Annotated in this window: 24 protein-coding genes; 20 read left to right on the top strand and 4 right to left on the bottom strand. The window is 59.7% G+C overall.

The genetic code is table 11. The features are described from left to right. Positions 1 to 147: 147 nt before the first annotated feature. Together RBB49_RS09930 and mutM are read right to left on the bottom strand one after the other, a co-directional pair. Positions 148 to 921 (bottom strand): enoyl-CoA hydratase, encoded by a 774-nt coding sequence (locus RBB49_RS09930; RefSeq protein ID WP_306142589.1) that lies wholly within the window; start codon positions 919 to 921, stop codon positions 148 to 150. 114 nt (positions 922 to 1035) lie between these two features. Then, a complete protein-coding gene (mutM, locus tag RBB49_RS09925) occupies positions 1036 to 1929 on the bottom strand; it encodes a bifunctional DNA-formamidopyrimidine glycosylase/DNA-(apurinic or apyrimidinic site) lyase (RefSeq protein ID WP_306142588.1) in 894 nt (297 codons plus the stop codon). A gap of 214 nt (positions 1930 to 2143) precedes the next feature. On the opposite strand from mutM, the gene ubiE reads away from it, so the two are divergent. Both ubiE and ubiB read left to right on the top strand, forming a co-directional pair. Further along, positions 2144 to 2893: a bifunctional demethylmenaquinone methyltransferase/2-methoxy-6-polyprenyl-1,4-benzoquinol methylase UbiE gene (gene ubiE / locus RBB49_RS09920; protein ID WP_306142777.1), complete on the top strand. Its 750-nt coding sequence runs from the start codon at positions 2144 to 2146 to the stop codon at positions 2891 to 2893. A 3-nt stretch (positions 2894 to 2896) separates the two neighbouring features. Then, positions 2897 to 4471, top strand: a complete 1575-nt coding sequence (gene ubiB / locus RBB49_RS09915; protein WP_306142587.1) for a 2-polyprenylphenol 6-hydroxylase — start codon at positions 2897 to 2899, stop codon at positions 4469 to 4471. A gap of 40 nt (positions 4472 to 4511) precedes the next feature. Here the strand turns inward: ubiB and RBB49_RS09910 are convergent, their stop codons facing one another. Both RBB49_RS09910 and RBB49_RS09905 read right to left on the bottom strand, forming a co-directional pair. Next, positions 4512 to 5138 carry an alpha-ketoglutarate-dependent dioxygenase AlkB gene (locus RBB49_RS09910; RefSeq protein WP_306142776.1) on the bottom strand — a complete coding sequence of 209 codons (627 nt, stop codon included), beginning with the start codon at positions 5136 to 5138 and terminating at the stop codon, positions 4512 to 4514. A gap of 22 nt (positions 5139 to 5160) precedes the next feature. Beyond that, a complete protein-coding gene (locus tag RBB49_RS09905; RefSeq protein ID WP_306142586.1) occupies positions 5161 to 5976 on the bottom strand; it encodes a hypothetical protein in 816 nt (271 codons plus the stop codon). A gap of 336 nt (positions 5977 to 6312) precedes the next feature. Here RBB49_RS09905 and dnaK point away from each other — a divergent pair, with 336 nt between their 5' ends. The 18 genes from dnaK to lnt all read left to right on the top strand — a co-directional run bounded on the left by dnaK (position 6313) and on the right by lnt (position 24084). Continuing rightward, the gene (dnaK, locus tag RBB49_RS09900) at positions 6313 to 8235 is read left to right on the top strand and encodes a molecular chaperone DnaK (RefSeq protein WP_306142585.1); all 1923 of its coding nucleotides are present in this window, start codon (positions 6313 to 6315) and stop codon (positions 8233 to 8235) included. 164 nt (positions 8236 to 8399) lie between these two features. After that, a complete protein-coding gene (gene dnaJ, locus RBB49_RS09895; protein WP_306142584.1) occupies positions 8400 to 9527 on the top strand; it encodes a molecular chaperone DnaJ in 1128 nt (375 codons plus the stop codon). An 80-nt stretch (positions 9528 to 9607) separates the two neighbouring features. Further along, positions 9608 to 10270 (top strand): class I SAM-dependent methyltransferase, encoded by a 663-nt coding sequence (locus tag RBB49_RS09890; protein WP_306142583.1) that lies wholly within the window; start codon positions 9608 to 9610, stop codon positions 10268 to 10270. Between the two features lie 276 nt (positions 10271 to 10546). Continuing rightward, positions 10547 to 11128 carry an NADPH-dependent FMN reductase gene (locus RBB49_RS09885; RefSeq protein ID WP_306142582.1) on the top strand — a complete coding sequence of 194 codons (582 nt, stop codon included), beginning with the start codon at positions 10547 to 10549 and terminating at the stop codon, positions 11126 to 11128. A gap of 125 nt (positions 11129 to 11253) precedes the next feature. Further along, complete coding sequence (hslV, locus tag RBB49_RS09880) at positions 11254 to 11814, top strand: ATP-dependent protease subunit HslV (RefSeq protein ID WP_306142581.1); 561 nt, start codon at positions 11254 to 11256, stop codon at positions 11812 to 11814. 6 nt (positions 11815 to 11820) lie between these two features. Next, entirely contained in the window at positions 11821 to 12339 is a 519-nt protein-coding gene (locus RBB49_RS09875) for a GNAT family N-acetyltransferase (RefSeq protein WP_306142580.1), read from the top strand. Between the two features lie 3 nt (positions 12340 to 12342). Then, positions 12343 to 13647 carry an ATP-dependent protease ATPase subunit HslU gene (gene hslU / locus RBB49_RS09870; protein WP_306142579.1) on the top strand — a complete coding sequence of 435 codons (1305 nt, stop codon included), beginning with the start codon at positions 12343 to 12345 and terminating at the stop codon, positions 13645 to 13647. A gap of 68 nt (positions 13648 to 13715) precedes the next feature. Beyond that, positions 13716 to 14210: a universal stress protein gene (locus RBB49_RS09865; protein ID WP_306142578.1), complete on the top strand. Its 495-nt coding sequence runs from the start codon at positions 13716 to 13718 to the stop codon at positions 14208 to 14210. 189 nt (positions 14211 to 14399) lie between these two features. Beyond that, positions 14400 to 14957, top strand: a complete 558-nt coding sequence (locus RBB49_RS09860) for a NifU family protein (RefSeq protein ID WP_306142577.1) — start codon at positions 14400 to 14402, stop codon at positions 14955 to 14957. Positions 14958 to 15108: 151 nt separating this feature from the next. Then, entirely contained in the window at positions 15109 to 15786 is a 678-nt protein-coding gene (tsaB, locus tag RBB49_RS09855; RefSeq protein WP_306142576.1) for a tRNA (adenosine(37)-N6)-threonylcarbamoyltransferase complex dimerization subunit type 1 TsaB, read from the top strand. Next, complete coding sequence (gene rimI, locus RBB49_RS09850; protein ID WP_306142575.1) at positions 15783 to 16271, top strand: ribosomal protein S18-alanine N-acetyltransferase; 489 nt, start codon at positions 15783 to 15785, stop codon at positions 16269 to 16271. The genes tsaB and rimI overlap by 4 nt, the downstream gene beginning before the upstream one ends. A gap of 45 nt (positions 16272 to 16316) precedes the next feature. Next, positions 16317 to 16766, top strand: a complete 450-nt coding sequence (locus RBB49_RS09845) for a Fur family transcriptional regulator (RefSeq protein WP_306142574.1) — start codon at positions 16317 to 16319, stop codon at positions 16764 to 16766. Continuing rightward, positions 16747 to 17631 (top strand): 1-acyl-sn-glycerol-3-phosphate acyltransferase, encoded by an 885-nt coding sequence (locus RBB49_RS09840; protein WP_306142573.1) that lies wholly within the window; start codon positions 16747 to 16749, stop codon positions 17629 to 17631. The genes RBB49_RS09845 and RBB49_RS09840 overlap by 20 nt, the downstream gene beginning before the upstream one ends. Positions 17632 to 17758: 127 nt before the next feature. Then, complete coding sequence (miaB, locus tag RBB49_RS09835) at positions 17759 to 19231, top strand: tRNA (N6-isopentenyl adenosine(37)-C2)-methylthiotransferase MiaB (protein WP_306142572.1); 1473 nt, start codon at positions 17759 to 17761, stop codon at positions 19229 to 19231. A gap of 12 nt (positions 19232 to 19243) precedes the next feature. After that, on the top strand, positions 19244 to 20359 hold the full coding sequence (locus RBB49_RS09830; RefSeq protein ID WP_306142571.1) for a PhoH family protein: 1116 nt from the start codon (positions 19244 to 19246) through the stop codon (positions 20357 to 20359). 23 nt (positions 20360 to 20382) lie between these two features. After that, on the top strand, positions 20383 to 20886 hold the full coding sequence (gene ybeY, locus RBB49_RS09825; RefSeq protein ID WP_306142775.1) for an rRNA maturation RNase YbeY: 504 nt from the start codon (positions 20383 to 20385) through the stop codon (positions 20884 to 20886). A 39-nt stretch (positions 20887 to 20925) separates the two neighbouring features. Beyond that, positions 20926 to 22122, top strand: a complete 1197-nt coding sequence (locus tag RBB49_RS09820) for a hemolysin family protein (protein ID WP_336623413.1) — start codon at positions 20926 to 20928, stop codon at positions 22120 to 22122. Positions 22123 to 22467: 345 nt separating this feature from the next. Further along, positions 22468 to 24084: an apolipoprotein N-acyltransferase gene (lnt, locus tag RBB49_RS09815; protein ID WP_306142568.1), complete on the top strand. Its 1617-nt coding sequence runs from the start codon at positions 22468 to 22470 to the stop codon at positions 24082 to 24084. Positions 24085 to 24175 lie beyond the last annotated feature (91 nt).

Below are 24175 nucleotides of genomic sequence, written 5' to 3'. Positions count from 1 at the left end.
AGTGTCCGGTGGCGATCGGGATCCAAGCGCATCGGCGTTAAGACCCGATCAAAAAACAAAGGCGGCGGAAGACCGCCACCGATTGGGCGCTGCTTATAATCGCGCTTTGAGCCGCCGTCAACGGCTTTATCCAGGCAACTGCCAAGATTATTTGTTGCGGAACTGGGGCGCGCGCTTCTCCGAAAACGCGGTCATTCCCTCTTTCTGATCCTCAAGTGCAAACATCGCCTGGAAGACACGGCGTTCGAAGCGGACGCCTTCCGAAAGCGTTGTTTCGTAGGCCCGGTCGACGCTTTCCTTTGCCATCATGACGACGGGCAGAGAAAACTCGGCGATTTTCTCGGCCACCTTCAGCGCCTCCTCCAGGAGGTCATCTGCCGGAACGATCCGGCTGACGAGGCCGCTGCGTTCAGCTTCCTCGGCGTCCATCATGCGTCCCGTCAGCACCATTTCCATGGCCTTCGACTTGCCGACGAAGCGCGTCAGCCGCTGTGTGCCGCCGGCACCGGGGATCACACCCAGCGTAATCTCGGGCTGGCCAAACTTTGCTGTATCGGCCGCAATGATGAAATCGCACAGCATCGCCAGTTCGCATCCCCCGCCAAGTGCATATCCGGCAACGGCGGCGATGATCGGTTTGCGGTTCCGCGACACCCGGTCGAACGGCGTGATCAGGTCTGTCTGATAGGCGGACGAGAAGTCGTGCGGCAGCATTTCCTTGATATCGGCGCCGGCGGCAAAGGCTTTTTCCGAGCCGGTAACGACAACGCAGCCGATGCGTTCGTCCTCATCGAAGCCGTCGAGTGCGGTACCAAGTTCGGCAATCAGTTCCGAATTCAGCGCATTCAAGGCTTTCGGCCTGTCGAGCGTGATAAGGCCGACCTTGCCACGTTTTTCGACACGGATGTTCTTGTATCCCATTTCGCCTGCTCCCAGTGCCAGCACCTGTCAGTGTTACGCGACATGCCTAACCGACCCGGGGCCGGTCTGGCAAGGTTGGCAAAAGGTGGAAGGTTGCGCGCGCGTTTGCGCTGGTCAGGTCTGGCAGGACGGGCAGTGGAACGTCGAGCGGTTGGACTGGACGATACGGCTGACGGTGCCCCTGCAGCCGTTGGTCCGGCAGGGCTCCCCCTCGCGGCCGTAAACGGCAAAGGAGTGCTGGAAATACCCGAGCGTCCCGTCGGTCCGGGCATGATCGCGCAGGGAAGAGCCGCCTGCCTTGATGGCGTCGTGCAGCGTTTCCCGGATGTTGGCCGCAAGAAGGTTTGCCTTTTTAGTGGGTTTGCCGGTTTTTGTCACAAGCGATCCGGCGGGCCGGAGCGGGCTCAGCCCGCTGCGCCACAGCGCCTCACACACATATATGTTGCCGAGGCCTGCAATGAGTTTCTGATTGAGAAGGGCGGCCTTCAACGGTGTCTTCCGGTACTTGAACAGCCGTGCCAGCGCATCGCCGCTCAGGTCGTTGCCGAGCGGCTCCAGCCCGAGATCCCGGAACAGGGGGTGGTCGGCCAGGTGTTCGCGCGGAACAAGATCCATGAAACCAAATCTGCGCGGGTCATTATAGATGATGCGCGCGCGCTCGCGGGTCGGGCCTTCCAGGTGAAACACCACGTGATCGTGCTTGGTATCCCTGTTTCGCGCGTGTTCGAAGGCTCCGGGCGTTTCGTCCAGGACACCGTTTTCAATCCGGAACGACCCTGACATGCCAAGATGCATGACCAGGACGTCGCCGCTGTCGATATCCGCAAGCAGATATTTCGAGCGCCGGGACAGCGCGGAGACGGTTTGCCCGGTGAGGCGGGACACGAACCCGTCCGGAAACGCAAATCTGAGATCCGGTCGATTCTGGTCGACCGACACGATCTGAGCCCCTTCGAAGGTTGGCGCCAGACCCCGTTTGACCGTTTCGACCTCCGGCAATTCGGGCATTTGCGAATGTCTCCCACTGGTGTCTTCGTCTGTTGCGCGCTATAGCCCTGCGGCAAATGGCTTTTCGTGTCCGGGAAAGATAGCGCTTGTTAAGTGCTTGTACTATTGTCCGGCGCGATTTGAAGCAAATTCGAGACAGCACCCGCCAGGAGGCGCATTCATGACGCAACAGGCTAACAGGCAAGCGGGAGGCCCCGGCCGGTCGCCGGAGGACATGCCGACCAGCTTCGGGTTTTCCAAGGTCGCCGAAGGGCAGAAGCAGCTGTTGGTCGACGATGTCTTTCACAAGGTGGCGGAACGCTACGACCTGATGAACGATCTGATGTCCGGCGGATTTCACAGGGTCTGGAAAGACGCAATGGTGTCCTATCTGGCACCGCCGAAGACGCCGCAGTCAGGCTGGCGCCTGCTGGACGTGGCCGGAGGGACGGGTGACATTGCCACCCGCGTCGTGCGCAAGTCGAACGAGGCCGTGACTGCCGTCGTCTGCGACATCAACGACTCCATGTTGTCCGTCGGGCGGGACCGGGCCGCAAAGGCGGGACTTGAGGACCTGATCACCTTTTCTCAGGGCAATGCCGAAGAGCTCCCCTTTCCGGACAAATGCTTCGATGCCTACACGATCGCGTTCGGGATCCGCAACGTGCCGGACATTCCCAGGGCGCTGCGCGAGGCCCGCCGGGTTCTCAAACGCGGCGGACGGTTCCTCTGCCTTGAGTTCTCCGAGGTCGACGTGCCGGGTCTCGACAAGGTCTATGACGCCTTCTCCTTCAACGCGATCCCGCCGATCGGCAGATGGGTGACCGGCGATGCCGACCCTTATCAGTATCTTGTTGAATCGATCCGAAAGTTTCCAAGCCAGGAAAGGTTTGCGGACATGATCCGGGATGCCGGTTTCGAGCGCGTCGGATACCGGAACTACTCAGGCGGTATCGCGGCCCTGCATCACGGCTGGAAATTCTGACTTATGCCGGTGATGCCTTTCTTCCGCCTCGTGCGGGCCGGGTTCGTGATGGCGCGCGAGGGCGTTTTCGGCCTGGTCTCCCTGCCGGACCTGCCGCCTGGACCACGTCTGGGTATCGCACTTGCGCGCCTGCTTGAACGGCGTGCCGTCAAGGACAAGAGCGCCGAGCTTCGCCTGTCGGATGCGCTCAACAAGCTGGGCCCGTCTTATGTGAAACTGGGCCAGTTCCTGGCGACACGCGCCGATGTCGTCGGCAAGGACGCTGCGCGCGAACTCTCCGCGCTGCAGGACCGGTTGCCCGCCTTCGATCACGAGGACGCCAGGGCGGCGATTGCCGAACAGCTCGGGCATCCGGTTGACGAGATTTTTGCCGAGTTCGGCGAGGCCGTTGCGGCCGCATCCATTGCGCAGGTGCATCCCGCTGTCATCCAACGCAGCGACGGCACGCGGAAGAAGGTTGCGGTCAAGGTGTTGCGGCCCGGCGTCTCGCGACGGTTCCAGCGAGATCTGGAAAGCTACTATCTTGTCGCGCGTCTTGCCGAACGCTTTCACGCGCCCTCCCGCCGCCTGCGTCCGGTCGCTGTGGTCGACACGCTTGCCCAGTCGGTCGCCATCGAGATGGACTTCCGCCTGGAAGCGGCGGCGCTTTCGGAAATGGCGGAAAACACGGCAAACGACCCGGGTTTTCGCGTTCCCTCCGTGGAATGGCTGGAAACGGCAAAGGGCGTCCTGACGATGGAATGGATCGACGGCCGCAAGATGTCGGATGTCGACGGCCTGATCGAGGACGGTCATGACCTGGAGGCACTGGGTGCCGCCGTGATCCAGAGTTTCCTTCGTCATACCCTGCGCGACGGCTTCTTTCATGCCGATATGCATCAGGGCAATCTGTTCGTTCAGGAAGACGGCACGCTGGTCGCGGTTGATTTCGGCATCACCGGCCGGCTGAACAAGCGCGAGCGCAGGTTCCTGGCCGAGATCCTGTTCGGCTTCATCACGCGCGATTACCGGCGCGTTGCGGAGGTGCATTTCGAGGCCGGTTATGTCCCGTCAAACCAGGACGTCGACATGTTCGCTCAGGCGATCCGGGCGATCGGCGAGCCCATTCACGGTCATGACGCCAGCGAGATTTCCATGGCGCGGCTTTTGACCCAGCTGTTCGAGGTGACCGAGCTGTTCGATATGCGCACCCAGACGCAGTTGATCATGCTGCAGAAAACCATGGTCGTGGTCGAAGGGGTGGCGCGTTCGCTCAATCCGAATCTCGACATGTGGCGGACGGCCGAGCCGGTTGTCGGCAACTGGATCAAGGAACATCTGGGACCGGTTGGCAAGCTGCGCGATGCCGGCGATGTCGTGTCCGCGCTCACAAGAGCCGCGAACGACCTGCCGATCTTTGCTGATCGGATCGGCCACATGTCCGAGGCCCTGGAAAACATGACCCGTGACGGATTGCGTTTCGACGCCCAGACCGCAGAGGCCATCGGCCGGGCGGAAGCGCGGCACACACGCTCCGGACGTGTTGCCCTCTGGGTGATTGCCGCCTGCGCGCTGGTTCTGACCTATCTCGCGATCTGAGCGGTAAACCGCCGGATAACCGGATGCAGGGCAGGCGTCGTCAAGCCGGCCGCGTCACCCGCCTCAGGGTCAGGTTGATCCGTCCGCCGTTCTTCAACAGCGTGGACGTTCCTTTCAGAACCCGGTCGATGCCGTGAAAGGCGAGGCGGGCATCGCCGCCCAGAACCACAACGTCGCCGGATTGCAGGCGGAAGGATCTGGTCGGATCGTTTCGCTTGAGCCCGCCGACCCGGAAGGTTGCCGTGTCGCCGAGAGAGACCGATACGACCGGCGCGTCGAAGGTTTTTTCGTCCCGGTCCTGATGCAGCCCCATCTTTGCTCCCGTCTCGTAAAAATTGATCAGGCAGGCTTCGGGAAGTGGCGCCTGTGGCGCCAGATCGCGCCAAAGTGACATCAGAACGGGTGGTATATCAGGCCACGCTTCTCCGGTGTCCGGGTGCGTGGATTGATAGCGGTAGCCGTTGATATCCGAGACCCAGCCAAGCGGTCCGCAATTGCTCATCCGGACCGAGAACGGTTTGCCCGTCTTCGGCATCACGGGCTGATAGAGTGGGGCGTCCGCGACAAGCGCGCGGATCTCTTCAAGAAGATCTTGCTGCACTTCGCGGTCGAAATAACCCGGGAGATAGGAAAGGCCGGTCAGGCCATTGATCGGAATATCCTGCATGCTGTCTTCATACAGGAGTTCCTCAGTCGCCGCAGCCTCCGCAGCCGGACCCACCGCCGCCGCCATCTCCGGCACCGCAGCCTGCGCCGCAGCCGGACGCATTTCCCGATGCCTTGTTGAGAATGGCCCGGATCGCGATGATGAGGACGACGATCGCGATCACGAACCATGCGGTGTGCTCGCTCGCCCAGTGCCAGACCATGTTGCGCATCTTCTCGAGAAAAGTGTCGCCGGCCGGCTGGCCATGGGCAAAGGCGAGCCCGGTGCCGAACAGAAGCGCAATAAGGGAGACAAGCGCACCATAGGCACGCGCGGGAACGGATCTCAATTGCCGGGCAATTCGCAAAACCCATCGCGGCGCGGCCGGTTTTTGAAGGATCCAGACATCCTGCGTGTTGATCCGCTGAAAGTGGGGGGCCTTGCCGAAGCGGATGTCGGCGGGCGGCCAGATATCGGCCGGCGGCTCTGAGCCGAATTCAGTCCGGTAGAGATCCAGGGATTTCTCATAGGCCTCCCGGAAGAGGGCAGCCTGTCCGGCGCCACCCTTGGTCGGCATGTGGTGCAGAGCGCCACCCAGCGCGTCTTTGAATGCGCCCCAGTAATGACGCGTATATGTCAGGTGCAGGTGCCAGGCCTGGTCAACCTCGTCGCTCGGCGTCACCATGCCGGACTTCAGCCGGCAGAGATAAGCAAAGCGCTGATATTCTTTGATCACGTTCAGGGCAAAGTCATGGGTCCAGCGGTTGTCCCGCGCAAGGCGCTTTGAGAACGGAAAATCGGCTTCCACATCGTCGGGATGACATTCGCTTATGCGCTTCCACAGCTCAGGGTCTTGCACGGGGCCTCCTCGGGAGCGGTAAGGGTCTTCACCGCGACCTTAGGGCGAAAGGCTGAACCAATTGCAAACCGGGACGGAACACATGGATGGAGGTGCCTGATTGCGATCTGGGCACGCGAAGTAACCATCCGGCGGATTTATCCACCAGCACAGGGCATTGTCATCGCTCACATGTCTTGCAGGTAATGTTTCATCCACCTATATAGCGGTCAAGCTTTGCGCCAAATCCCGAGCATTCGCTCTGGCGCATTGTCCGGGACCTCCCGGAACCCAAGTGAGAGGAGCCGGACTGACGCCTTCATGGGTCTATCCGGTTTGCTAGAAAGAGAGGCACATATGGCAAAGGTCATTGGTATCGACCTCGGCACGACCAACTCGTGCGTCGCCGTCATGGACGGCAAGGATTCCAAAGTTATCGAAAACGCAGAAGGCGCGCGCACCACACCTTCGATGGTGGCGTTCTCCGACGACGGTGAGCGGTTGGTTGGCCAGCCCGCGAAGCGCCAGGCGGTTACAAATCCCACAAACACGCTGTTCGCTGTCAAGCGCCTGATCGGGCGCCGCTATGACGACCCGACGGTTGACAAGGACAAGAAGCTCGTCCCGTTCGAAATCGTCAAGGCCGACAACGGCGACGCGTGGGTGGAAGCCAACGGCGACAAGTATTCGCCGTCGCAGGTCTCCGCCTTCATCCTGCAGAAGATGAAGGAAACGGCCGAGAGCTATCTCGGTGAAACGGTGACCCAGGCGGTCATCACCGTTCCGGCGTATTTCAACGACGCCCAGCGTCAGGCCACCAAGGATGCCGGCAAGATCGCCGGTCTTGAGGTTCTGCGCATCATCAACGAGCCGACTGCGGCAGCGCTTGCCTACGGTCTGGAAAAGAACGACGGCAAGACCATCGCGGTTTACGACCTTGGTGGTGGCACGTTCGACGTCTCCATCCTGGAAATCGGCGACGGTGTCTTCGAAGTGAAGTCCACCAACGGCGACACCTTCCTCGGTGGTGAAGACTTCGACATGGTTCTGGTCGACTATCTCGCGGCCGAATTCAAGAAGGACCAGGGCATCGATCTGAAAAACGACAAGCTTGCTCTGCAGCGTCTGAAGGAAGCTGCGGAAAAGGCCAAGATCGAACTGTCGTCCTCGTCCCAGACTGAAATCAACCTGCCCTTCATCACGGCCGATGCATCGGGTCCGAAACACCTGACGCTCAAGCTGACCCGTGCAAAGTTCGAGTCGCTCGTGGAAGATCTGGTCAAACGGACCATTGCCCCGATGAAAGCGGCCCTGAAAGACGCAGGTCTTGCTGCCGGTGAAATCGACGAAGTGGTTCTGGTCGGCGGCATGACCCGTATGCCGAAGATCCAGGAAACCGTGAAGACCTTCTTCGGCAAGGACCCGCACAAGGGTGTGAACCCGGATGAAGTTGTCGCCATGGGCGCAGCGATCCAGGCCGGTGTCCTGCAGGGCGACGTCAAGGACGTTCTGCTTCTCGACGTGACCCCGCTGTCGCTGGGTATCGAGACGCTTGGTGGTGTCTTCACCCGCCTGATCGACCGCAACACGACGATCCCGACCAAGAAGAGCCAGGTGTTTTCTACCGCTGAAGACAACCAGACGGCAGTGACGATCCGGGTCTTCCAGGGTGAGCGTGAAATGGCGGCGGACAACAAGGTCCTCGGCCAGTTCGACCTGGTCGGTCTCCCCCCGGCGCCGCGCGGCGTGCCGCAGATCGAGGTCACCTTCGACATCGATGCCAACGGTATCGTCAACGTGTCCGCCAAGGACAAGGGCACCGGCAAGGAACAGCAGATCCGTATCCAGGCCTCCGGTGGTCTCAGCGACAGCGACATCGATCAGATGATCAAGGATGCTGAATCGCACGCGGATGAAGACAAGAAGCGCAAGGAACTGGTTGAAGCCAAGAACCAGGGCGAGTCTCTCGTGCACTCCACCGAGAAGTCGCTTTCGGATTACGGCGACAAGGTTTCCGAAGAGGACAAGTCTGCGATCGAAAGCGCTCTTGCAGCCCTGAAGTCCGCGCTTGAAGGCGAAGACCTTGAAGACATCAAGGCCAAGACGCAGGCGCTCGCCGAAGCATCGATGAAGTTGGGCGAGGCCATGTATCAGGCAGCCCAGGCCGACGCCGAGGCGGAAGACGGAGGCAGCGAGGAAGCAGCCTCTGAAGCCGAAGACGACGTTGTCGACGCGGATTTCGAAGAAGTCAAAGACGAAGACGACAAGAAGTCCGCTTAAACCACGAAACAGCAGCCAGCCGGTGCTCCGGCTGGCTGTTCAATTTTGGCGCCGGTCGCAGGTCTGTCCGATATTTCGGACGCTCGTGTCCGGCGCTTTCGCCGTAATTGGCGCCGCAATGATCCTGGCAGCCATCGGCGCAACAACAAGACCGAGAGATCTTGATGTCCAAACGTGATTTCTATGAGGTGCTGGGCGTATCACGCGACGCGGACGAAAAAGCGCTGAAGAGCGCTTACCGCAAGATGGCAATGCAGTATCACCCCGACAGGAACCCCGGTGACGGCGAGGCCGAAGCCAGGTTCAAGGAAGTCAACGAAGCCTACGACACCCTGAAGGACGGTCAGAAACGTGCCGCTTATGACCGCTTCGGTCATGCAGCTTTTGAAAATGGCGGTTTTGGCGGCGGCGGCGGTGCCGGTGCACACGACTTCTCATCCACCATGTCCGATATCTTCGAAGAATTCTTCGGCATGGGAGGCGGCCGCCGGTCCGGCGGCCGGGAACGCGGCGCCGACCTGCGCTACAATCTGGACATCACCCTGGAAGATGCCTTTACCGGAAAGACGGTCGAGATCGAGGTGCCGACCAGCGTCACCTGCGACACCTGTTCCGGGTCCGGTGCCAAACCGGGTACAAGCCCGACGACCTGCCGGACCTGCGGCGGCTCCGGCCGGGTGCGCGCGGCACAGGGCTTCTTCACGCTGGAACGCACCTGTCCGACATGTCAGGGCAAGGGACAGGTGATCACCGACCCTTGCGAAAGTTGCAGCGGCACCGGCCGGAAAACACAGGAACGGACCCTGTCGGTAAACATTCCCGCCGGCATCGAGGACGGCACCCGCATCCGCCTTGCCGGAGAAGGCGAAGCTGGCGTGCGCGGCGGCCCCGCGGGCGATCTCTATATCTTCCTCTCCATCAAGCCGCATGACCTGTTCCAGCGCGACGGGGCGGACCTTTACTGCCGTGTTCCGATCTCCATGTCGACCGCAACCCTTGGCGGCCAGTTCGACGTTCCGACCGTTCAGGGCAGCACGAGCCGCGTGAAGGTTCCGGAAGGAACGCAGACCGGAAAGCAGTTCCGTCTGCGCGGCAAGGGCATGCCGGTGATGCGGTCCAGCCAGCATGGCGACATGTACATTCAGGTCACGGTCGAGACACCGACAAACCTGACGCGCCGGCAGAGAGAACTTCTTGCGGAATTCGAGAAAGAATCTTCGGGCGAAAACCACCCGGAATCCGCAGGGTTTTTCTCCAAGGTGAAGGACTTTATCGACAACCTGGGCACCTGACCGACGCATTCCGTGCGCCTGTCTATAGCAATTCCCTACCGGCAGCTCTATATTCCGATTCTGGGGGTCGGTGAGGTAACATGCTGAAACGCAACAGTATTCATGTTGAGCGTCTTCGCGAGAAACTGGACAAGGCTGCTGCCGTTCGTGCCAGGGTCCTCGACGAAATGAAATTCATACGGTCCTGGGCGCAAAACCCCCTGAGAACCGGGGCTGTTGCTCCGTCTGGTCCCGACCTTGCCGCGAAAATGGCGTCCTATCTTGTCCCCCGCCCACACACGCGCGTCGTCGAACTCGGACCGGGAACCGGTGCGGTGACACGGGCGTTGTTCGAACGCGGTTTTTCGCACGGCCAACTGAACCTGATTGAGTACAGCGCCGAATTCTGCGAAATGCTGAGCCACCGGTACCCGGGCCTCCCGGTCCTGCAGGGCGATGCCTACGCACTTGAAGAAACGCTCAGCTCCGCTGGAGGCTTTCTTTCAGACGAGAAACACACCGGTCATTCGCTTGATGGCATCGTGTCTTCCCTTCCGCTGCTCACCCGCCCGGAGGCTGTTCGCAGGAAACTCTTGAGGGAAGCACTGACTTTGCTGAAACCCGGTGCTCCGTTCATTCAGTTTTCCTACGGCCTCGTCATGCCCGTTACGCCCGAAAGCCGGGCCGTGTCCGTCCATACATCGGAATGGATCTGGAAAAACCTGCCCCCTGCGCGCGTCTGGGTGTACAGAAAAGGGCATTGAGCACACCAACGCTGGTTTTCGGCACCGCACCCCGATTGCGATCGGCACCATCGACATGGCTTGCCTGAGCCGCCTTGTCGACTGCATGAAACAGTTGCAGGCGGAGCTGCTTGCCGAAATGGGCGAAGACCACGGCGATCGGGTCCGCAAAATGCCGAGGTGGCGCAATGCGCGCCCTTTGCGGCAGCTTTTCGGGTGGAAAGGCTGGATAAGCGCTCACGGTTTGCCATATCAAGGTGGTCTCCTAGGCCACTCCTGTTCGAAAAGGGTCTCTTGATGCGCAATCCGAGGATAATTGTCTGTTCAGGTTCGGTCCGCGGCGGGTCACACAACACCAAGCTGGCGGCGCTGGTCGCAAAGCGGTTGTCGATCCTCGATGCCGATGTGACGCATCTTTCGCTCAAGGAATACCCGCTGCCGATCTATGACGGCGATCACGAGGCGGACAACGGCGTGCCTGAAAATGCCAAACGGCTGCATCGTCTCTTTGTCGGCCACGACGGGGTGTTTCTCGCGTGCCCGGAATACAATGCCGGCATCACGCCGCTCCTGAAAAACACGCTCGACTGGATCAGCCGCGTCAAGGAGCCTGGCGAGCCCTACAGGAACAAGGTGTTCGCTCTTGGTGCTGCGTCGCCCGGTGGCTTTGGGGGCCTGCGTGGTCTCATCGGCATGCGTACCATCCTGGAAGTGGGGCTGGGTGCATTCGTGCTGCCGCAGATGGTGTCCGTGCCCAAGGCCTCGGTTGCCTTTGACGACAAGGACGAGTTGACCGAGGACCGGGTCAGCGGCCAGCTCGACAAGCTTATCGAAGCACTCCTGAGAATGACCAGAGTGGAAATATCGCATTCGCTCTGATGTCTCCCGGAAGAGAGCGGCCTCCGTTGAGATGAATTGATTTCTTGGAAAAGACCAAAAGGCCGCCTACATAGGGCGGCAGCATTGAAAACAACGAAGAAGCTTAACAAACCCAAGAGGAATGAATGAGCGAAACGCGCGAACCGGCCCAGTGGCACGGGACGACGATCATGATGGTGCGCAAGGGCGGCAAGGTGGTGATCGCCGGTGATGGCCAGGTGTCACTCGGCCAGACGGTCATCAAGCACTCCGCACGCAAGGTGCGGCCGCTTGCAAAGGGCGAAGTGATCGCCGGATTTGCGGGTGCGACTGCCGACGCCTTCACCTTGTTCGAGCGCCTGGAAGCGAAACTGGAACAATACCCGGGCCAGCTGATGCGCGCCTGTGTCGAACTGGCCAAGGACTGGCGGACGGACCGCTATCTGCGCCGCCTGGAAGCGATGATGCTGGTAGCCGACAAGAACGTCTCACTTGTCCTGACCGGGACCGGCGATGTGCTGGAACCGGAAGGCGGCGTGATGGGTATCGGTTCCGGGGGCAACTACGCCCTGGCGGCGGGCCGGGCACTGGCCGATACGGACTATGACGCCGAGACGATCGCCCGAAAGGCGATGGCGGTGGCAGCCGAGATCTGCGTTTACACCAATGAAAGCATCACGGTGGAAACGCTCGATACGGCCGGATAGACAGCCGTGATTTCGTTCCGACCCGTTCTGGAGGAAGACCTTTCGTTGCTGGCTGGCTGGCTGGAAGGGCCGCACTGGCGCAAGTGGTGGGGCGACCCGGCGACGGAACTGCGGTACATCGAGGACATGGTGCAGGGACGCGACACGACGCGCCCCTACATCTTTCAGAAGGACGGCAGCGACAAGGGGTTCATCCAGGTCTGGTTCATAAAGGACCAGCAGAATACGGATTATGCCGCTGAGTATCCCTGGCTGGCGCTGTTGCCGGAAGAAGCTGTCGGCGTGGACCTGTCGATCGGATTGCAGGAAGATCTGTCGGCCGGTTTGGGAACGGACGCGTTGCGGGCCTTTGTCCGGATGCTCCTTGAGGAAGGTTACAGCCGTATCCTGATCGATCCGGATCCGGCCAATGAACGTGCAGTCGGGTGTTACCGCAAGGCCGGGTTTGAAGTGATCCCCGAACTTGTCGGAAAAACCGGCGACAGCTTGTTAATGGAATTCAAGAACACGGAAGGCATGTCATAAAAAATGACGGATTTTTCTCCGCGTGAGATCGTTTCTGAACTCGATCGCTACATTGTCGGCCAGAAGGACGCAAAGCGCGCCGTCGCGATTGCCCTTCGCAACCGTTGGCGCCGTCAGCAACTGCAGGGACAGATGCGTGAGGAAGTTCTGCCCAAGAACATCCTCATGATCGGCCCGACCGGCGTTGGCAAAACGGAAATATCGCGCCGCCTCGCGAAACTGGCGAACGCGCCCTTTACCAAGGTCGAGGCAACGAAGTTCACGGAGGTCGGCTATGTCGGCCGCGACGTCGAACAGATTGTTCGCGACCTTGTGGAAGCCGGCATTACCCTGATCCGCGACAAGAAGCGCGAAGAGGTCAAGGCCAAGGCGCACGTTCTCGCCGAGGAGCGTGTCCTGGATGCGCTGGTCGGGGCAAACGCAAGCCCGGCAACCCGCGAAAGTTTCCGCGCGAAACTGCGCGAAGGCGAGATGGACGACAAGGAAATCGAGGTTGAAGTCCGCGCCCAGGCGCAGATGCCGAGTTTCGACCTGCCGGGCATGCCCGGCGCAAGTGTCGGCGTCATGAACATGTCCGATCTTCTCGGCAAGGCCTTCGGCGGCCAGACCAAGACCAAGCGGACGACCGTGAGTGACAGCTACCAGCTGCTGATCAACGAGGAATCGGACAAGCTGCTCGATGAGGACAAGGTTGTCGAAGAGGCGATTGCGCTTGTCGAGAACTCGGGCATTGTCTTCCTGGACGAGATCGACAAGATCTGTGCACGCGAAGGCCGGGCCGGCGCGGATGTGTCGCGCGAGGGCGTACAGCGGGACCTGCTCCCCTTGATCGAGGGCACGGTGGTGTCCACGAAACACGGTCCGGTCAAGACGGACCACATTCTGTTCATCGCCTCCGGCGCGTTTCACGTCGCGAAACCGTCGGACCTTCTGCCCGAATTGCAGGGCCGGCTGCCGATCCGCGTCGAGCTCAGGGCGCTGAACAAGGATGACTTCAAGGCAATCCTGACGGAGCCGGAAGCCAGCCTGATCAAGCAATATGTGGCACTCATGGAAACCGAAGAGGTCACGCTTGCCTTCACCGACGATGCCATTGACGAAATTGCATCCGTTGCCGTTGATCTCAACGCTTCTGTTGAAAACATCGGCGCGCGCCGTCTTCAGACCGTGATGGAACGCATTCTCGATGAGATTTCCTTTACGGCACCCGATCGTTCGGGTGAAACTGTTGAAATTACAGCTGATTTCGTGAAGGAAAATATTGGCGATCTTGCCAAGAACGTCGACCTCTCGAAATTCATTCTGTAAACGGGCCTTTGTCGCAAGCGGGTATTTCACCGCTTGCGATGCGCGCGCACGAGTGGCAGCATGCAGCCATGGTAGCTATTCGGAAAAGCAACGAGGAAGGCCATCGCCGGAAGTTTCTGGTCGTGGTCGACGAAACGCCCGAGTGCGACAGGGCAATTGTCTATGCGGCGAAACGGGCAGCACGGACCGGCGGTGTCGTGACGCTTTGCTTTGTGATTGCACCGGGAGACTTCCAGCACTGGCTTGGCGTCGAAGACATCATGCGCGCTGAAGCGCTGGAAGAGGCTGAAGCAACGCTCGCAAAAACAGCCGAACGCGTGCGCTCGGTGGCAAGAACGGAACCGGAGACGGTCGTTCGGGAAGGCTCGAAATCCGAAGAAATCCTCGAGTTGATCGAGGCCGATGCGGATATCGCGATTCTTGTGCTTGCCGCGAGCACCGGTTCGGAAGGACCGGGACCGCTGGTCTCTTCCATCGCGGGCAAGTCGGCAGGAACGTTCCCCATACCGGTCACGATCGTTCCCGGAAATCTGGACGACGATTCGATCGCGGCGCTTGCCTGATGGAAACCGGTCTCGCGGTGAAAAAGTGACGCCTGAACTTGATCCCGCGTGTTGAAGACCTATCTAGTTTTTAACTATTCCAAACTGACTCCGGATGGGTTAAAAGAACCTATCGGTGTTTTGCGATGAGGTTGAGGCGCAGGGCATCTGTCGAAACGGACGCGTTGTTGAAACGCAAGGACAAGAAAAATGTTCATTCAGACCGAAGCGACGCCGAATCCGGCCACGCTTAAATTCCTCCCGGGCCGCGTTGTCCTGCAGGAAGGAACCTATGATTTCCGGTCCAAGGCGGATGCCGGTGCATCGCCCCTGGCCGAGCGACTGTTTGATGTGCCGGGAGTGGCCGCGGTTTTCTTCGGCCATGATTTCGTAACCGTGACCAAGGACGACACGGACTGGCAACACATGAAACCCGCCATTCTCGGCGTGATCATGGAGCAGTTCATGTCCGGTCAGCCGGTCATGGCAGCGGGCCAGGTCGAGGACATCGAGGAAGGCGAGTTCTTTGATGAAGGCACTGAGGACACGGTGAAGACGATCAAGGAGCTGCTGGAAACGCGTGTGCGCCCGGCGGTGGCGCAGGATGGCGGTGACATCACCTTCAAGGGCTTCAAGGAAGGCATTGTCTATCTGTCGATGCGCGGCGCCTGCGCCGGCTGCCCGTCCTCCACTGCGACACTACAGCACGGTATTCAGAACCTGCTGCGCCATTTCGTGCCGGAAGTTGAGGAAGTTCGTCCGATCTGAACCGAATTTCCCTATAATATCAAAGACCCGGCTCTTAAGCCGGGTTTTTTATTTGTGTTTCAGCAATCCTGGCACAACGCAAGCCCGCAATTGGGATTAGGTCCAAAGCTCGGCTCGACTTCGCTCTTGGGGCGGGTTAGGTGCATTGGGTATGCGTGTACTGGCGATCGATACAGCTCTGGCCAATTGCGCTGCCGCGGTTCTTGACGACGGCAGCGACAGTGCCTGCTTTGAGGCCTTCGGCGAAGAAATCGGCCGGGGTCATGCGGAGCGTCTGATGGACATGATCGGCGAAGTCATGGCCGAAACATCCACCGCTTTTTCCGATCTTGACCGTGTCGTCGTGACAATCGGTCCAGGCAGCTTCACAGGTCTTCGTGTCGGCCTGGCCGTGGCGCGCGGCTTCGGTCTCGTTCTCGGCAAGCCGGTTGTGGGAATCACAACGCTTGCGGCGATTGCGCGGGCGTCCGCTCCCAGGGACGGAGGCGCGCCGCTTCTGGTCGCGCTCACGGGAAAGGGCGACGAAGTCTATTGCCAGGAATTCGATTCGTCCGGCGAGAAAACCGGCGAGGCCTCCGTTCGCACGATCTCCGATCTTGCGGCCACCATGCCGAAATGCATAAGGTTGGCGGGCTCGGCGGCAGAACGCGTCGCGTCGGAGCTTGACCTGCCGGGCGAGCAGATCATCTCCCGGGCGGGGTTTCCCGGAATTCGGGATGTTGCGGAACTCGGACTTCTGGCCGATCCGGTCACGGCTTCACCATCGCCGCTTTACCTGCGGCCGCCCGATGCGACACCGCAGACCAGGGGAAGGATTGAACGGCAATGAGTTTCTGGTGGTTCTGGACCCAGCCGCCGGTCGTGGAAGTGGCGCTGGACGAAGATCTGCCGAAGATTGCCGAAATCCACGCTGCTTCGTTTCCCAACAAATGGAATGCCGAGGAACTTGCCCGGATGAAGGCGCAGGACGGCGTTACGATTCTCGTTGCCCGCCGCGCCAGCCCGTACGGCACGCGTGCGCCGCTCGGTTTTCTCATCCTGCGCACGGCAGCTGACGAAGCCGAGGTGATCACGGTTGCGGTTCACCCGCGGCAACGCGGCCGCGGGATCGGAAAGAAACTGATGGAGGCGGGTCTGTTCCGGCTCTACGCGGACAGGTGCAGCCATCTGTTTCTGGAAGTCGATGCATCCAACGAGGCCGCACTTCTGCTTTACAGGGGGCTGGGTTTCCGGGAGGTTGGACAGCGGAAGGGATACTACGGCGGCAGCGAAGGTGACGGGACAGCGCTTGTCATGCGGATCGATCTTCGTTAAGCGCTGTGCTACGAAAAATCCGATCAATCATCAGGCGGCGACGAAATGACGGACGAGCGGCAAACAACGCTGGCGGAAATGTGTGTTGCAAAGGGCATGCGCATGACCGAACAGCGCCGCGTCATCGCAACGGTGATCGAGGCAGCATCCGACGAGCATCCCGACGTTGAAGAACTCTACCGCCGCTCGGTCGCAATTGATCCGGGCATTTCGATTTCCACCGTATATCGTACGGTGAAGCTGTTCGAAGATGCCGGCATGATCGAACGGCACGACTTCAGGGACGGACGCTCGCGCTACGAAACCGTGCCTGACGAACATCATGATCATCTGATTGATCTGCGCAGCGGTCAGGTCATCGAATTCCGCAACGAGGAAATCGAGGCCCTGCAGGAATTCATCGCCAGAAAGCTCGGCTACAAACTTGTTGATCACCGGCTCGAGCTATATGGCGTTCCGCTGGAGCCATCCCGGGATGAAAAAGGCGATGGCTGAGGTCAAGGCCGTCTGCATCATTGCCGTTCTCACGCTTGTCTCGCTGGTCCTGATACCGCTTCAGTGGGTGTCGATCAAATTCGGTCTTCGCAGCCAGGAAACCCTGCCCCGGATCTGGCACAGGATCGCGAGCCGTCTCGTTGGCATAAAGGTCCGTCAGATCGGGCAGCCGGCCAGGGACAGACCGCTGCTCATCACCGCAAATCATGCATCCTGGGTCGACATCACGGTGCTGGGGTCGCTGATCCCGCTGTCTTTCATTGCCAAGTCCGAGGTCTCGGGCTGGCCGGTCTTCGGCCTTCTGGCCAGGCTGCAGCGCACCGTATTCGTGAACCGGACCAGGCGAACGGAAACGGGTCAGGCGGCAGATGAGATCGCCGAGCGCATGGCCGCCGGAGATGCGATGGTGCTGTTTGCGGAAGGCACCTCGAACGATGGCAATTGTGTCCTGCCGTTCCGCTCCGCCCTGCTGGGTGCCGCAACCCGTGCGCTTGGTGAGGAGGACGGGGCGACTGTCTGGGTTCAGCCGCTCTCGCTCGCCTATCAGGGTTTCTATGGTCTTCCCATGGGGCGTGCGCATCGCCCTCACGTCGCCTGGTACGGCGACATGGAGTTGCCGGGCCATTTGTGGGGAATTTTCACACGTGGCGCGCTGGACGTCATTGTGACCTGGGGGGAGCCTGTCCTCGTTGACAAGGACACCGACCGCAAGGCCCTGACCAGGGAACTGGAGTATGAGGTGCGCGCTCTGACGATCGCCTCCCTGCTGCAGAAGCCGGTTGAGAGAATAGAAGCGGATGCGGCTGAAGAGCCTGTGTTCTTCTCAAACGACGAAAAACCCGTTAATGCTGGCGCCGGAAATTGAATGCCGTTATACGGCAGTCCTGTTAAGGCTGCGTCAGCTCCGTTAAGCTGGCCGGCGGCCGGGCGAGAAGCCCGGACAAAAGACCACCTGGACATATCTGCCGCGTGAGCGAGGCGACGAGAAGCGAATGACAAGCCGCCCTGAACAAGATCAGGAAACCAACGGAAACACCGTTTCCGAAAACAGCGCCAGACCGGCTGCCGGTGGCAACACACGCAAGGTGTTTGTCCGCACCTATGGTTGCCAGATGAATGTCTATGACAGCGAGCGCATGACCGACGTTTTGGGGCCGGAGGGCTTTGAGGCCACCAACACGCTTGAAGATGCCGACCTCGTGATCCTCAATACCTGCCACATTCGAGAAAAGGCAGCCGAAAAGGTCTATTCCGAGCTTGGGCGTATCCGCAAGGTCAAGGAAGAGCGCGCAAAGTCCGGCAAGGACATGATGGTCGGCGTCGCGGGCTGTGTCGCTCAGGCGGAAGGCGAAGAAATATCGAGGCGTGCGCCGATCGTCGATCTCGTGGTCGGACCGCAGAGTTATCACCAGTTGCCCGGACTTCTGGACAAGGCACGGTCGGGCGAGAAGGTTGTCGAGACCGAATTCGACATCGATGCAAAATTCGGGCACCTGTCCGAACGTGCACAAACCCAGGTCCTGAAACGCGCACCTTCTGCCTTCCTGACGGTTCAGGAAGGCTGTGACAAGTTCTGTACGTTCTGTGTCGTGCCCTACACCCGGGGGGCGGAAGTATCGCGTTCCGTCGAGCAGATCCTGTCGGAGGCCGAACGCATGGCTGCGGCGGGTGTGCGCGAAGTCACGCTGCTGGGGCAGAACGTAAACGCCTATCATGGAGAAGCTACGGACGGATCGAGCTGGGGTCTCGGCCGGCTGTTGCGCCGGCTTTCGGAGATCGACGGGCTGGACCGGCTTCGCTACACCACCAGCCATCCACGCGACATGGATGACGATCTGATCGACGCGCACCGGGACCTGAAGAGCCTGATGCCGTACCTGCACCTGCCGGTGCAATCCGGATCCGACAAGATCCTGAAAGCGATGAACCGCCGGCATACCCGGGACGATTACTTCCGTTTGATCGACCGGATCAGGGACGCTTCTCCGGAGATTGCCCTGTCGGGCGATTTCATCGTCGGTTTCCCGGACGAGACGGATCGGGATTTCGAGGACACGATGGACCTGATCAGGCGCGTCGGCTACGGCTCTGCGTTTTCTTTCAAGTACAGTCAGCGCCCGGGCACGCCGGGTGCGACGATGGAAAACCAGGTTCCGGAGGAGGTCAAGTCCGCGCGGCTTGCAGAGCTTCAGGCGCTCGTGAGCGCCCAGCAGAAAACCTTTAACGAAACCCGGCTGGGAATGGTTTGCGACGTTCTTCTGGAAAAGAAGGGCCGCAATGAAGGCCAGCTTGTTGGCAAGTCGCCCTGGCTGCAGCCGGTGCAACTGGATGCACCGGAAGCTCTCATCGGCAGCATACAAGCGGTGGAAATCGTCAAGATCGGGTCTAATTCGCTGTTCGGACAAATCATAGACAGGCAGAATAGCCATGAAAATCCGCGGCCGGTTACGGCTGCGATGGCTTAAAGGAGACGTCATTTGACGCGCGAGAGTACTTCTTCCTCACGCAAACAGTCTGATCAAGCCGCTGCCCCGGCATCCGATGCAACCCACGTCGTCCTCGCGTTCGAGGACAATCGGCTGATTGGCGATCTCTTCGGCCAGTTCGACCAGAACCTTGCCCTGATCGAGCAGCGGCTGGGGATCGATGCCATCGCCCGCGGAAATCAGGTCACCCTGAAAGGCTCGCAGGCCGGGTGCTCGCAGGCCAGGAATGCGCTTGAAGCTCTCTATCAGCGGCTTCTTCAGGGTCAGGAAGTGCACCCGGGAGACGTGGACGGGGCATTGCGCATGGCCGCAGCCGCCGAAGCCCAGTTGCCGTTGCCGACCCTTGAGCCGAAGTCACGGCTGGCTTTTGCGCAGATCGCCACGCGCCGCAAGACGATCGTCGCGCGTACGCCGACCCAGGACGCCTATATCCGGTCGATGGACAGGGCCGACCTCATTTTCGGAACCGGCCCGGCCGGCACCGGCAAGACCTTTCTGGCCGTCGCCTACGCCGCCGCTCTCCTGGAGCGCGGTGATGTCGCGCGCCTGATCCTGTCGCGTCCGGCGGTTGAAGCCGGCGAGCGTCTCGGGTTTCTGCCCGGTGAAATGAAGGACAAGGTCGATCCCTACCTGCGCCCGATCTACGACGCGCTCTACGAGATGATGCCGGCGGAAAAGGTGGACAGGGGCCTCCAGTCCGGGATGATCGAGGTCGCACCCCTGGCATTCATGCGCGGGCGGACGCTCTCCAATGCCGTGGTTCTTCTCGATGAAGCGCAGAACACGACGTCCATGCAGATGAAGATGTTCCTGACGCGTCTTGGCGAGGGCTCGAAGATGATCGTGACGGGGGACCCGAGCCAGATCGACCTGCCGGCGGGCCAGAAGTCCGGATTGCGCGAGGCGCTGGGCCTGTTGACCGACATACCGGCGGTTGCCCATGTCCGCTTCAACGAAACCGACGTCGTGCGCCACGAACTCGTTGGACGGATCGTGACCGCCTATGACAACGCATCCCGCCAGGAATCCGAGGCACGGGAGCGGCGCTATGCCGAGCGGCAGCGCGAGGAACCCGCTACGGGACCGCGCAAGGCGGCAACCTCCTGAGACAGCCGGATATGACCTCTGCCCTGCCCGATGGATTTGTGATCGATGTGACCCTGGAAGCAGGAGACTGGCCGGCTGAGGAAGAGTTGGCACGTCTGGCTGAAACGGCAATCCGCGCGACCCTATCGAAGGGAAAGTTGCAGGTCATGGACAACAGTGAACTCTCGCTGCTGTTCACCAACGACGCGTCGATCCGCAAGCTGAACGGGGAGTGGAGAGACAAGGACAAACCGACTAATGTACTTTCCTTTCCCGGAAGTGACCCGGTTGACGACAGGTATGGTCCGCTTCTGGGCGACATTGTCTTCGGCTTCGAGACGATCTCATCCGAGGCACGCGACATGGGAGTTGATTTCTCCGACCATCTTTCCCATCTGACTGTTCATGGGTTGCTTCACCTTTTCGACTATGATCATCAGACGGATGAAGAGGCCGAGTTGATGGAAGGTCTTGAGAAAACCATACTTGCATCGTTAAGCATTGATGATCCTTATGCTGGCAGTCCTCTTGTGGTCGAAGGCAATTAGGTGGCATCATGGGGCACAAAGTTCTTGTATTGATAAATGATGAGCGCAGTTGAACCGCAAAGTCCGGAGGGCGAGTCCAAGACCGCAAGTTCCGGGCAGTCTTCCGACGGAGAAGATCCGCAACAGACGAAGCCGCAGCGCACTGCGGCCTTTCTCGAAAATCTCAAACGCGTATTGCGCTTGGGGCGCCAGTCTTCGAGCCTTCGTGAAAATCTTGAAGATGAACTGGCGAGGGATGGCAGTGGCGACACGGCCTTCTCGCCCGAAGAGCGTCTTTTGCTCGGAAACATCCTGCGCCTGAGAGAACTGCGCGTGGATGACGTCATGATTCCGCGTGCGGACATTGACGCGGTTGACCTGGATACCAGTCTTAGCCGGTTGATGGAGCTGTTCCAAAAGAGCGGTCATTCCCGCATGCCCGTGTACGAGGATTCGCTCGACGATCCGCGCGGCATGGTCCACATCAAGGACCTCATGGCTTTCATTGCCGAGCAGGGTGTAAAACGTGACCTTACAACCACTGTGGAAAATACTGACGCTTCAAACGCGGAAATTGAACCTCAACAAGCTGCCGCAGCTCGAAAGGGCCACAACACACAGAACCTGGATCTGTCCTGTGTTGATCTGTCGGTCACATTGAAGGAGACGGACCTTCTGCGGAACCTCCTGTTCGTACCGCCGTCCATGCCTGCAACGGATCTCATGGCAAAGATGCAGGCTGGCCGGATCCAGATGGCGCTCGTGATTGACGAATATGGCGGCACTGACGGCCTCGTTTCGCTGGAAGATCTGGTGGAAGAAGTGGTGGGGGACATTGAGGACGAGCACGATGAAGACGAAGAGGAAATGCTCGCAACTGCAGGCGAAGGTGTCTGGATAGCTGATCCGCGGCTACCGCTCGAAGACCTGGATGAGGTTCTCGGAACGAAACTGTCCGGCGGCGAGATATCGGAAGACGTCGATACACTCGGCGGACTTCTATATGTAGCGGTTGGCCGGGTCCCGGTTCGAGGAGAGCTCCTGTACGTCCCGGACGAAGTCCCGGGGTTCGAGTTTGAAGTCATGGATGCCGATCCAAGGCGCATCAAACGTCTCAAGATCCGCCGTAAGCGTGCCGAAGCCCGCCCGCAGGAATTGCGCCGCCGAACCAAAAAGCCCGGTTCGGGACAAGCGGAAAGCGCCCAGACGGGGCCTGCAGATACTGCGCCTGAACAGCAGGCAACGCTGGAAGGCTAGGTGATGCACTCATAAATGAGGCCGAAAGGGTTTGAGGCGGCTTGCTTCTCGTCAAGGTGCGGAAGCGAAGGAAATGTGTTTCATTTTCAAGCCTTTCGCAACGCGGAGGAGGCGCAAGCCGGTCAAATCCGAAGGACATGGAAATGGCTTCGCCCCGTGGCGTCAGGGTGCTTGACCGGGCAGTCAGCCCGCTCCGCACACCCTTCCTAACGGGATTTCGCCATTTCGCATGCCATTTCAGTCTCATTTATGAGTCCATCACCTAGGCCGTTCCTGCATAATTGTACTTGACCGGCCCACGGTGAGCCGTCGAATCTCCAGTCCTCACCTGGGGATTCGGATTCAATGCACTGGTTCACACAACGACTGTCTTTTCTGCCGAACACGTTCCTGTTGGCCTGGGGGTCGCAGCGCCGGTTCCTGGCGATCCTCCTGGGAGCGCTCAGCGCCTTGTCGCTTCCCCCTTTCGGGATATCCCCTGTTCTTTTGATAACTTTCCCGTGTTTTGTCTGGATCCTGGATGGCGCTCTGGAAGCGGATGCAAGGCGCAACGGCGTGCGCTTTCGAACAGGTTTCGTTCTCGGCTGGCTTTTCGGATTCGGGTATTTTCTCGCAGGACTCTGGTGGATCGGGGCGGCGTTCCTGGTCGAGGCGGATCGCTTTGCCTGGTTGTTGCCGTTTGCCGTGCTCGCCATGCCGGCGGGACTGGCCCTGTTTACAGCGCTCGGTGTCGCGCTTGCCGCCATGTTCTGGACGGATCAGTTTCGCAGGATTCTGCTGCTCGCCGCCTGCTTGACGCTTGCCGACTGGGTCAGGGGGCACGTGTTGACCGGGTTCCCCTGGAATGCCTTCGGATACGGCGTTTCCGACAGCCTGGTCCTGGCGCAATCCGCGAGTCTTGTTGGTATCTACGGGTTGACCTTTCTCGTCGTCGCCATTTGCTCTGCGCCCGCATTGCTCGCCGACGCAAAACCGGTTGGCCAAAAGGTGCGCGCAGTGTCTCTCGCGGCCGTTGCCTTCGTTGCCGTTTCCGCTTTCGGGATATACCGGGTCGCGACGGCGGACGTCGAATATACAAGCCTGGATATCAGGATCGTACAGCCCTCGATCGATCAAAAGGACAAGTGGCGGCCCGAACTCAGGGACGAGATTTTTCAGACCTATCTCGACATGACTGAAGCGCCTCTCGGCGGCAACGCGCGTGTCGGCCAGCAAAGGCTGGTTGTCTGGCCCGAATCGGCGTTGCCCTTCCTCCTGACACAGGAGCCCGGCGCTCTCTTTCGCATCGGGCAGACATTGGGCGCCGATACCGAACTTGTGACCGGGGCGGTGAGACTAGAAGCGGGCGCATCCGGACCCGAGTACTTCAACAGCGTTTACGTCGTGGGGAGCGACGGCACGGTCAAGGGTGTTTATGACAAGGTACGCCTCGTACCGTTCGGCGAGTATGTCCCCTTCAAGGCTCTTTTGGAAAACATCGGCTTTACCAATCTTGCCGGTCCGATTGAGGGATTTGAGGCCGGCTATCATCAGCGTGTACTCTCCACCACCAACGATTTCAGTTTTCTACCATTGATTTGCTATGAGGCGATTTTCCCAGGCGTCGTTTCTGCAACGCCCGATGAACCCTCCTTCTTGTTGAACGTGACCAACGATGCATGGTTCGGGCGCACGCCAGGGCCGTTCCAGCACTTTGCACAGGCGCGGATGCGCGCGATTGAAACGGGACTGCCGCTCGTAAGGGCAGCAAATACGGGCATTTCCGCTGTCGTAGATGGATATGGCGCCGTTGTCGAAGAATTGACAGTTTTTGAACGAGGTGTCGTAGATGCAGGCCTTCCGGGCCAACTAGGCACAACTATCTATGAGGTTTCTGGCGATGTGCCGATACTGATTATTTCAATAACACTTGTCGGATTTGCAATTTTCGCAAAATACAACCGCCACTCGCGTTATGATTGATAAATTTTGTTTGAGTTGAGTGATCGAAGTGTGATACAACCGTGAAACAGTCGATTGAAGACTGATTCATGTACAAGCTAGGGGTTGCGGG

The sequence above is a fragment of the Roseibium sp. MMSF_3412 genome, assembly GCF_030733265.1.
Taxonomy (GTDB): Bacteria; Pseudomonadota; Alphaproteobacteria; order Rhizobiales; family Stappiaceae; genus Roseibium.
Note: the sequence above shows the minus strand (reverse complement) of the source record. Positions and strands in the feature narration are given on the sequence as shown.

Bases quoted from the DNA above. Each gene is read 5' to 3' on its own strand.
- RBB49_RS09930 (WP_306142589.1), bottom strand. From the start codon at position 921: ATGGGATACAAGAACATCCGTGTCGAAAAACGTGGCAAGGTCGGCCTT.
- mutM (WP_306142588.1), bottom strand. From the start codon at position 1,929: ATGCCCGAATTGCCGGAGGTCGAAACGGTCAAACGGGGTCTGGCGCCA.
- ubiE (WP_306142777.1), top strand. From the start codon at position 2,144: ATGCCGACCAGCTTCGGGTTTTCCAAGGTCGCCGAAGGGCAGAAGCAG.
- ubiB (WP_306142587.1), top strand. From the start codon at position 2,897: ATGCCGGTGATGCCTTTCTTCCGCCTCGTGCGGGCCGGGTTCGTGATG.
- RBB49_RS09910 (WP_306142776.1), bottom strand. From the start codon at position 5,138: ATGCAGGATATTCCGATCAATGGCCTGACCGGCCTTTCCTATCTCCCG.
- dnaK (WP_306142585.1), top strand. From the start codon at position 6,313: ATGGCAAAGGTCATTGGTATCGACCTCGGCACGACCAACTCGTGCGTC.
- dnaJ (WP_306142584.1), top strand. From the start codon at position 8,400: ATGTCCAAACGTGATTTCTATGAGGTGCTGGGCGTATCACGCGACGCG.
- RBB49_RS09890 (WP_306142583.1), top strand. From the start codon at position 9,608: ATGCTGAAACGCAACAGTATTCATGTTGAGCGTCTTCGCGAGAAACTG.
- RBB49_RS09885 (WP_306142582.1), top strand. From the start codon at position 10,547: ATGCGCAATCCGAGGATAATTGTCTGTTCAGGTTCGGTCCGCGGCGGG.
- hslV (WP_306142581.1), top strand. From the start codon at position 11,254: ATGAGCGAAACGCGCGAACCGGCCCAGTGGCACGGGACGACGATCATG.
- hslU (WP_306142579.1), top strand. From the start codon at position 12,343: ATGACGGATTTTTCTCCGCGTGAGATCGTTTCTGAACTCGATCGCTAC.
- RBB49_RS09865 (WP_306142578.1), top strand. From the start codon at position 13,716: ATGGTAGCTATTCGGAAAAGCAACGAGGAAGGCCATCGCCGGAAGTTT.
- RBB49_RS09860 (WP_306142577.1), top strand. From the start codon at position 14,400: ATGTTCATTCAGACCGAAGCGACGCCGAATCCGGCCACGCTTAAATTC.
- tsaB (WP_306142576.1), top strand. From the start codon at position 15,109: ATGCGTGTACTGGCGATCGATACAGCTCTGGCCAATTGCGCTGCCGCG.
- rimI (WP_306142575.1), top strand. From the start codon at position 15,783: ATGAGTTTCTGGTGGTTCTGGACCCAGCCGCCGGTCGTGGAAGTGGCG.
- RBB49_RS09845 (WP_306142574.1), top strand. From the start codon at position 16,317: ATGACGGACGAGCGGCAAACAACGCTGGCGGAAATGTGTGTTGCAAAG.
- RBB49_RS09840 (WP_306142573.1), top strand. From the start codon at position 16,747: ATGAAAAAGGCGATGGCTGAGGTCAAGGCCGTCTGCATCATTGCCGTT.
- miaB (WP_306142572.1), top strand. From the start codon at position 17,759: ATGACAAGCCGCCCTGAACAAGATCAGGAAACCAACGGAAACACCGTT.
- RBB49_RS09820 (WP_336623413.1), top strand. From the start codon at position 20,926: ATGAGCGCAGTTGAACCGCAAAGTCCGGAGGGCGAGTCCAAGACCGCA.
- lnt (WP_306142568.1), top strand. From the start codon at position 22,468: ATGCACTGGTTCACACAACGACTGTCTTTTCTGCCGAACACGTTCCTG.